The organism is Brevundimonas sp. (genome assembly GCF_013823285.1).
Taxonomy (GTDB): domain Bacteria; phylum Pseudomonadota; class Alphaproteobacteria; order Caulobacterales; family Caulobacteraceae; genus Brevundimonas.
Genome location: NZ_PNLV01000099.1, coordinates 1 through 8,396 on the forward strand (window position 1 = coordinate 1; position 8,396 = coordinate 8,396).

Annotated in this window: 8 protein-coding genes; 3 read left to right on the forward strand and 5 right to left on the reverse strand. The window is 68.6% G+C overall.

Annotated features, from left to right (window positions below; translation table 11 throughout):
* Positions 1-189 precede the first annotated feature (189 nt).
* Both C0461_RS11890 and C0461_RS11895 read right to left on the reverse strand, forming a co-directional pair.
* Complete coding sequence (locus tag C0461_RS11890) at positions 190-354, reverse strand: hypothetical protein (RefSeq protein ID WP_292107200.1); 165 nt, start codon at positions 352-354, stop codon at positions 190-192.
* Positions 355-498: 144 nt separating this feature from the next.
* A complete protein-coding gene (locus C0461_RS11895; RefSeq protein ID WP_292107203.1) occupies positions 499-1,167 on the reverse strand; it encodes an aquaporin in 669 nt (222 codons plus the stop codon).
* A 161-nt stretch (positions 1,168-1,328) separates the two neighbouring features.
* On the opposite strand from C0461_RS11895, the gene C0461_RS11900 reads away from it, so the two are divergent.
* A complete protein-coding gene (locus C0461_RS11900; RefSeq protein ID WP_292107205.1) occupies positions 1,329-1,850 on the forward strand; it encodes a hypothetical protein in 522 nt (173 codons plus the stop codon).
* Here the strand turns inward: C0461_RS11900 and C0461_RS11905 are convergent.
* From C0461_RS11905 to C0461_RS11915, 3 genes are read right to left on the reverse strand one after another with little or no spacing between them, the layout of a single operon-like run.
* Positions 1,819-4,038, reverse strand: a complete 2,220-nt coding sequence (locus C0461_RS11905; protein WP_292107207.1) for a CHASE2 domain-containing protein — start codon at positions 4,036-4,038, stop codon at positions 1,819-1,821. The genes C0461_RS11900 and C0461_RS11905 overlap by 32 nt on opposite strands.
* Before the next feature lies 1 nt (position 4,039).
* Entirely contained in the window at positions 4,040-5,356 is a 1,317-nt protein-coding gene (locus C0461_RS11910; protein WP_292107210.1) for a FecR domain-containing protein, read from the reverse strand.
* Between the two features lie 14 nt (positions 5,357-5,370).
* Positions 5,371-6,069 carry a response regulator transcription factor gene (locus C0461_RS11915; protein ID WP_292107212.1) on the reverse strand — a complete coding sequence of 233 codons (699 nt, stop codon included), beginning with the start codon at positions 6,067-6,069 and terminating at the stop codon, positions 5,371-5,373.
* Positions 6,070-6,234: 165 nt separating this feature from the next.
* Between C0461_RS11915 and C0461_RS11920 the strand changes: the two genes are divergently transcribed.
* Both C0461_RS11920 and C0461_RS11925 read left to right on the forward strand, forming a co-directional pair.
* Entirely contained in the window at positions 6,235-6,918 is a 684-nt protein-coding gene (locus C0461_RS11920) for a ParA family protein (protein WP_292107214.1), read from the forward strand.
* Between the two features lie 139 nt (positions 6,919-7,057).
* The gene (locus C0461_RS11925) at positions 7,058-8,302 is read left to right on the forward strand and encodes a HAMP domain-containing sensor histidine kinase (protein ID WP_292107216.1); all 1,245 of its coding nucleotides are present in this window, start codon (positions 7,058-7,060) and stop codon (positions 8,300-8,302) included.
* Positions 8,303-8,396 lie beyond the last annotated feature (94 nt).

An 8,396-nucleotide genomic window follows, 5' to 3' on the forward strand; every position in this document is an offset into this window, starting at 1 on the left:
GGTGCGCCCCAATGGATTCGAACACTGAGTTCCTGAGTTTCTAAAGGGCTTGCAACAAGCTGTCGTGTCTGGTGCGAACATAGTTCCAGTTTTGCGCCCCAAGGCTGAAGTCTGTAGCGCCATCGGCGCGGAAGAGGGAGGCACGCTCGCCACCCAAACCGCATCCAGCGCAGCTTGCCCGGTTGACCGTTAGTCGAGACCGCAGGCCCCGTCGCTTGAATCCGCGATCGCGGTCCGACAACGCTCCAGCTCGATGGCCCCCTCCCAGAGCAGATCGGAAATCCGGTGCGCCTCGTCGGCGGAGCAGCGAAAGGTCGCTCCGAACCACCGGATCTCGATCGCTTGGTCGGTCACGGAAACCGACAGCTCGTCAGAAGATGCGGCACGACTGGTGGACATCTGTTTCTCGGCGAAATCATATCCAGTAACAGCGTTCCGTAGCGCGGCTGCTTGATCAAGTAGAACCTGATGGGCCCTTTTGTGACCCAGGGCCTGGCCTCAAGCCTCTGGTTCAAGTAGCCGGAAACGGAACAGCAGCGCCCCCGCGACAGCGCCCAGGACCGGCGCAACAATGAACAGCCAGAGCTGCGACAGGGCCTGTCCGCCAGAGAGAAGCGCCGGGCCGATACTGCGCGCGGGGTTGACCGACACCCCCGTCACCTGGATGCCCACGATGTGGATCGCCGCGAGGGTGATGCCGATGGCCACCCCCGCAAACGGCGCGTGCCCCTTGTCACCGCTGACCCCGAGGATCACCACCACGAAGATGGCGGTCATCACGAACTCGAAGAGGGCCGCCGTCATCAGCGGATACTCACCCAGATATCCGGGGCCCCATCCATTCTGACCCAGATTGGATGTTCCGGTTTTCGCGAGCGTCGCAAGGATGACCGCGCCGGCAATGGCGCCCAGGATCTGGGCGATCCAGTAGCCGACCATGTCTCGGCCCGACATACGCCCTGCGATGAAGCCGGCCAGGCTGACAGCCGGGTTCACGTGACAGCCGGACACCGGACCCAGTCCATAGGCCATGGCCACTATGGCGAAGCCGAAGGCCAGGGAGACGGCCAGTTGATCAAACGGCGCCGGTCCGAGAACGGCGGCGCCGCAGCCGAACAGCACCAGGACAAGCGTCCCGACAAATTCGGCAGTGAGTTTCCTGACCATCCTAGCCTCCCCATGATGCCGCCCCCTGCGGCCAGCAGCCCTGCCTATCCCCAAGTTGTTTCGGCAGGCCAGAGGTTCAGGCGCAGGAGTTACACTCGTTGACATTTCCCTGTTCCTACGGCGGCTGGACACGGCGGGTGAATGAGGGACGAATGGGGGTCATGAAACATCCATCCCTGATCCTGTCCGGCGCACTGTCCCTGGCGCTTTCAGGCTGTCTGGGAGCCGACATGATCTCGACGCGAAGCGCCGGCGCCCCTTATCCCCAGGAAGCCGGGTCGCAGGTGGTCTTCATCGAAGACCCGGGGCCCATGCGCGATCTTGTCAGCGAGGCGCTGGCCGCCCGAGGCCCGCGGATCGTGGATGACGCCCCGCTCATGGTTGAGGCCACGCTGACGGAGCGCCCGGAACACGCCGGGGCCTTTGTGGGCGAACGGCCGACGACGGACCGCGACTGGCTGGCGGCCCCGTCACGCACGCCGTGGTGGCGGTCCCCTGCCCGCATGAAGACGCTGACCCTGCGCCTGATTGATGGGCGGACCGGACAGGAGCTGCGCCGGGCCGAGGCCGCTCACCGGGTTCGACCCGGCCGTGAACACAGGGCTCCGCCCCCGGCCGAACTGGCGCGACAGGCGGTAGACGCCTTGCTGGCTACGGATCCGGCGACGCCGCGGGAAGACTGATCCTCACCAGGGCGCCGCCGCGCGCGCCTTTGCCGCAGACGAGCCTTCCCCCATGCCGCTCCACCGTGGCGCGCACGAAGGCCAGACCGAGTCCGACGCCAGGCCCGGGTCCCTCCCTGCGTTGAAACGGCCGGCACAGGTCCTCGAACTCGGCAGGCTCCAGGCCAGGTCCTTCGTCCTCTACCTCCAGTCGAACCGCCCCGGCCTCGGTGTCAGCATCCAGCCGCACGTCGATCCTCGTGCCCCTGGGCGCGACCTTGATGGCGTTGTCGATGAGGTTGATCAGGGCCCGGGTCAGCAGGACCCGGTCAGCCAGCACCATGACACCATCCGCCTGGGGCGGGGTGACCAGGGCCACAGACCTGGCGTGGGCCAGCGGCCACAAGCTGTCCGCAGCGTCAATGAGGAGGTCCGCCGCGTCAAAGATCTCCGGCTCAAGAGGCTGCGACTCCGCGCGCGCCAATTGCACATAGCTGTCCGCCATTCTCAGCGTCAGGCGGGCATTGTCGCCGATCCGCTGCCTGAGGTGGGCGGAGTTGATCCGGCCGCCGCCCTCCAGAACCGCCAGGATGGACGTGAGCGGCGCGCGCATGTCATGGCCGAGCAGTTGCAGCGCCGCCTCCCTTTGCCGCTGCACGACGCGGGCCGCGGTGACATCGGCCAGCCGCACGATGCGCAAACCGTCGCCAGAAGCGACCTCGGTGATGCTGACCGAAAGAATGCGCCCCTGCGGGGTCGAGAACTCGCCTTCCGTCGCGGGGGCCCCCAGTTCGGTGAGGAGGCGCTGGAACGGTTCGCCCGTCAGCGGCCGCCGCTCGAAAAGGTCCTCCGCCCGGACGTTGGCCAGACGCACCATCCCGTCGGCGTCAACCACCAGTGTCGCGTCGGGCAGATCCTGCAGGACCCCCGAGATGAACCGGTTCAGGCGCTTGAGCCCGTCAATCGCCAGGGTCATGGCCGAAGCCTGGCGCGCCACCACATCGGAGCCGATGCGGCGCCAGAGAAACGGGCCTGGAGCGTCCCGGTCCAGGGCGATCAGTTCTGTCTCGAGATAGACCGAGGCGGCGACCAGCCGCCGCCAGCTCCACAGGGGCAGGGCCAGGGCCGCGCCCAGGACGGCCGCAGCCGGTTCGAACCACCAGCCCAGCTGCAGGAGACTCCAGGACGCCATGAGCACGGCGATGACGAGTCCGAGACTCAAGGCCAGACTCCAGCGTGGATTGAAGATCAGCAGGCCGCCCATGAGCAGCAGGATCAGCGCGGCGGAGACCACGGCCGTGGCCACGGAGCTCACCGGACGCACGCCGGCGTCCGACACAAGCGTGTCCACGAGCGCCGCCTGGATCTCCACGCCATTGAACAGTCTCCCCCCCACAGAGGTGGGGGTGGCGTAGCGATCACCGAGACCGTCGGCGGTGACGCCGACGATCACGAGCCGGTTGTCGATCGCCGAGCGCGGCGTCTCGCCGCGCAGAACATCCGACGCCGAGACGGTTCGGAACGCGCCAGGCGGTCCGCGAAAGCGCACCATCAGGGGGTCCGCCGCCAGCCGGTCAGCGGAACTGGACGGCGCGGACGGCAACGGATGGCCCGCCACATCCAGCAGGCAGGCCGCCAGGTGAGGCCAGGCCTGGCCCCCGCCCGTAAGCCACAGCGGCAGCCGGCGAACGATGCCGTCTTCGTCCGCGGTCAGGTTCACGTGGCCCTGGCCGGCGGCGCTGGACCCGAGGGGCGCGATGGGCCCGGTTGCGTGGGGCCGCCCGCCTGCCCAGGCCTGTGGGTCGACAGCCTCCGCCAGACAGACCCGGCCCGAGGCCTGCAGGGCCTCGGCCAGCAGGGCGTCGGCGTCGCCTTCGGGCTCGAAAAACAGGATGTCCATGGCGATGGCCCGGGCGCCGGCGTTCGAAAGCCGATCGATCAGGTCGGCATGGACGCCCCGGGACCAGGGCCAGCGCCCCACCTCGCCCAGGCTCCGGTTGTCGATGGCGACGACCAGAACCTCTTCGGAGGGGGCTCCGGCGCCCCAGCGCATCCAGCTGTCATAGGCGAGGCCGTTGGCCCGGCTGAGGGCCCAGGTCGATGAGAGCGCAACGGTGGCCGTCACCACAAGGCAGGTGACGGCGATCCACTCCAGCAGAGCCCGCCGCCCTGCCCGTCTCGGATCGCCCCAGGGGCCCCTGCGGGTCAATCTAGCTTCCGATGCGGAGCTCCTGCGGCTCCGTCCAGGTCGAGAGGGTTCGGCCATAGGCCCGCGTGGTGACCCGGACCCGCCAGTTGTAGACGCCCGGCTCCAGGCCGCTGAGCGTGATCTCCGGCGCGGTCAGACCGGGCACGTCGATAACAGGCGGCGCGTCCTGACCGGCGGCGCTCAGCTGAAAACGGAACTCCGCAGGCCGATCCCCCTCCGCGCGCCATCGGAAGAGATGGCTCCGGTCACGACCAGACCCGCCCGACAGGGCCTGAAGACCGGCGGCGCCCGTACGGACCCGCAGGATGCTGTAAACGGCCGGGACGCCTTCGAGACCCCCGGACGAGACCGCGGTCAGGCGCACGAAATACTCTCCGTCCTCGATTGCCTCGAAGGTCAAGGCCTGCCCGGCGGGAGCTTCCGTTTCGGCGAAGGCGTCAATCAACCCTGCATCGGTGGCCAGGCGCGCCCGGTAGGCGACCGCCTCCTCGACCCCCTCCGGCACAAGGACGATCGCCTCGCCGGACTGTGGCCGGCCAGGGTCATTCAGCGTCGGGGCGGAGGGCAGCGACGCCAGTTCGGCGCCGATGGCGCTGGCGGCCACGCCCTGGCCGGCCTGAACCAGCAAGGCCGCATCCGCCGCCTGCACGCCCACCTGCCCTTCAAGCACCTCCGTGGCGCCTCGCCCCGCTTCGGCGGCGTAGGCGACCCGGAACTCGGTGCCGCGGACGGCCGAGACCGCTATGGGGGTGACGATCTCGAACCGGCCCGCGGCGTCCACTGGCCGGGCCCCGGCTTCCAGCCTGCCGGTAAGCACGTCGAACTGCTGGTCGTATCCACCCGTCAGAAGCACTCGCCGGAGACGGGAAATCCGCACGCGGCTTTGCGACGGCAGGGCCACATGGCTGCCGTCAGGCAGCTCCAAGCGCACGAAGGCGTTGGCGCCGGTGGCGATGATCGCCCCCTCCTGCAGCCGCTCGCCCTGTCCCGGGATGCGCGTCTCCCCGCCGGATCGCACACTGGCCTCGCCCCGGACGTTGGAGACCACAGCCACGGCGGGCCGGGTCCTGAGCAGATGGACAGGGAAACGGAGGGTGCGGCCCACAGCCAGGCGCCGGGGATTGGTCACGCCATTCAGCCGCGCCACCACACGGTAATCCTCCCGGCGAAGCAGCCAGGATTCAGCCAGGTCGATGAGCGTGTCGCCCGACGTGACCGTATAGGCGACGGTCCGGCCCTCATCGGGCTGAGCGGAGGCGTCATGCCCGCAGAGCAGGGCGGCGCCCAGAACCAGACCCGCCAGAATGCGGCCAAACACGATCCCCGTCCCCTTCACAAGCCTTCAGCGCCCAGGCTCTCCAGTCGATAGCCGTAACTGTACACCGGCGTCAGCCTGAATCCGTGCTCCGGCCGCAGCCGCAGCTTGGTTCTCACCCGGGAGACATGCATGTCCAGCGACCGGCTGTTCACACCCGGATCCACGCCCCAGACCGCCTCGATGAGGTAGGAGCGGGACAGGGCCCGGTGGAGGTTCCGGAACAGCACCAGGGCGAGGGCGAACTCCTTGGCGGTCAGCTGAACGGCGGCGCCGTGGATCCGGGCGGTCATGTTCAGCGGCTCGAAGGTCACGCCGGCATGGGTCTCTTCATGCCGCCGTCGCCGCGCGGGATAGGCCCGCCTCAGCAGGGCCTCGATGCGCGCCGCCAGCAGCGGCTCGGCCAGGGGCTTCGTCAGATAGTCGTCAGCGCCGGCCGAGAGCCCGGCGATGACGTCCTGATCGTCGGCGCGACTGGTGACCAGGAGCATGGGCGGCGGCGGATCGAGGTTCATGCGCACCCAGCGAACCACCTCCAGGCCGGACCGGTCGGGCAAGTTCCAGTCCAGGATGATCAGGTCCACGGTGTCTCGCCGAAGGGCGGCGATCAGCGGCTCGGCCCGCGACAGAGCGACGATCGCATGGCCCATCCCCTCCACAGCCCTGGTCAGGAGGGCGAGATCGTTCGCATCGTCGTCTAGCAGCGCCACCTTCATTCAGAACTCCGGACGGTACAGAACTTTCGACTTCTGAACCGATCCGCCGATTCAGACCGTAAACGACTGTAAAATCCATATATCTCAAAGGCATGAAGGCATTCTTGTGACATGCGCCACATGGTAGCCTCCGGGCGTTGAAGCGTCTCGGGCGGCCATTGCGCGATGAAGACCATTGCTGTGATCTCAAGAAAGGGCGGTGCGGGGAAAACCACCGTAGCGGTGAATCTCGCGCTGGTCGCGCATCTCCGCGGCCACAAGGTTCTGCTGGTGGATATTGATCCCCAGAGGTCGGCCGCCCTGACCTTGGGATCGCGAGGCGCCATGGGCCCCCGCGTCGCGGCCAAGACGGCCGGCCATCTCTACCAGACGGCGCAGGTCGCACAGCGCGAGGGCTGCGACCTGATGATTATCGACACGCCGCCGGCCCCCATGGGTGACGTCGCCCAGGCCGTCAACAGTGCGGACCTGAACCTCATCGTCAGTCGGCCGACCTTTCTCGACATCGCTTCGATCGTGCAGTCGGTCGACCTGATCCGCCAGCTCGGACGGACGGGCGCGGTGGTGCTGAACCAGACCCCTGCCCCCAGAGGCGATGTGACGGCTCCCTCGGTTCGCCGGGCCGAGGAAGCCCTGGCCCTCACCGGACTGCCGCTGCTGGCCCGGCTGAGCGCCCGCCAGGTCTATCAGACGTCGCTCGCCTCAGGCCGGTCCGCGCTGGAGCTGGGGTCCCAGCTGGCCGAAGCCGAACTGATGGCCCTGTGGAAGGCTGTCCAGTCGCGCCTGCACGCCGTGGACCGACGGACGCCCGCCAATGACCCTGGGACGTCCCGTCTCTGCGCCGTGTGAACGGCCGGGAACTGTCGGCGCGTCCTCGTTCCCTCATGGCCCCGGAACCGGCGCCCGTGTTGCCTTCGTTTACAGTCAGCCTCCGGGCTTCGGTTTACGACAGGCGGCCAGGCGCGCCTGAGGCCTGGCTGGAGTCGCCATGCATTTGATCCTTGAAACGCCACTGGCGGGGGCCCAGCGCCTGGCCATGCCCACCGCTCTGCTTGAGCATGCCGAGGCGGGACCGCTCATTGTCAGGGTGTCAAGCCGGCCGGACGGCGAGACCACCATTGATGAGGGCTGGGGGAACCTCTCATCCCTCAGGGGTTCACCGCTCAGAACCCTGACCGGGGCGGACCTGGCGGCCGCCATCGGCAGATGGGCTGACGGACCTGTCCGTGCGCACCAGGTGTCGGGGCGGGCCTTCTCCGCGCCTGACGGCGTCGTCACCTACGGCGTGAGGATCGGCCTCGCCAGGGGCCTGGACGCGCCCTCCCCCTGGTTCATCCTGATCGAGGCCCAGCCCTTCGTCGACGGCGGCGCCGCCGAGGTGGCCAGGCTCATGGCCGCCCTGGAGAGCGCCGAAGCCCGCCTGCGAACGCTGGAAGCGTCCCGCGCCGTCGCGGGCCGCTTCAGCGCCCAGATCGCGGACCTCAGCCATGAGTTGCGAACCCCGCTGAACGGCGTCCTGGCCATCGCCGATGTCCTGGCGGCGCGTCCTCTCCCCGATCATGATCTGGAACTGGCGAAGCTGATCCGGGATTCCGGGGCCGCCATGCTCGCCTTGCTGAACCGTACGCTCCGGGATGCCCGGGAGATCGGCGAGACCCCGGCCGGGGAAGCCCCGGCCGCCGCAGCCGACATCACCTCTGAAGCCTTCGCCCTGGAGCCGCTGCTGGACGCGCTCTCGGGGATCTGGTCCGTGGCGGCCCGCCGCAAGGGCCTGGCGTTTCATGTGTCTGCGCCGGATCTGGCCGGTGTGGTGGTGAAAGGCGATCCGGTGCGCCTGAACCAGGTGCTGACGAACCTGCTCAGCAATGCGGTGAAGTTCACGACAGAGGGGCAGGTCGCCTTTCGCGTGGAGCGCACGCCGACACCCGCCGCGCCCATCTACCGGTTCGTGGTGGAGGATACAGGCCCTGGATTCTCTCCGGAAATCCGGGCAAGGCTGTTCTCGCGCGGCGCGACCCAGGCAAATGACATCGATCAGGGCGCCGGGCTGGGACTGAGCCTCGTGCGACGTTTCGCCGAAGGGATGGGGGGCGTCGTCCAGGCCCAGGACATCGCCACGGGCGGCGCCCGCGTGATCGTGGAACTGCCAATGCCCGAGATCGAGCCTCCTTCCGCGGCGACGAGACCACAGGCGGCAGGCCGATGGTCAAGATTTCTGGACCGGCGCCGGTAGCGGTCGGGGCCGGGCCGCCGGGCCGCCGGGCCGCCGGGCCGCCCGAGCAGCATGGCAAAGGCGGGCAAGGCCGCCTCCTTGCCCCGGGCGTCGA

What these genes read in the sequence shown, in the direction of transcription:
- C0461_RS11915 (WP_292107212.1), bottom strand. Translation starts at nt 6,069, where the DNA reads ATGAAGGTGGCGCTGCTAGACGACGATGCGAACGATCTCGCCCTCCTG.
- C0461_RS11895 (WP_292107203.1), bottom strand. Translation starts at nt 1,167, where the DNA reads ATGGTCAGGAAACTCACTGCCGAATTTGTCGGGACGCTTGTCCTGGTG.
- C0461_RS11920 (WP_292107214.1), top strand. Translation starts at nt 6,235, where the DNA reads ATGAAGACCATTGCTGTGATCTCAAGAAAGGGCGGTGCGGGGAAAACC.
- C0461_RS11900 (WP_292107205.1), top strand. Translation starts at nt 1,329, where the DNA reads ATGAAACATCCATCCCTGATCCTGTCCGGCGCACTGTCCCTGGCGCTT.
- C0461_RS11925 (WP_292107216.1), top strand. Translation starts at nt 7,058, where the DNA reads ATGCATTTGATCCTTGAAACGCCACTGGCGGGGGCCCAGCGCCTGGCC.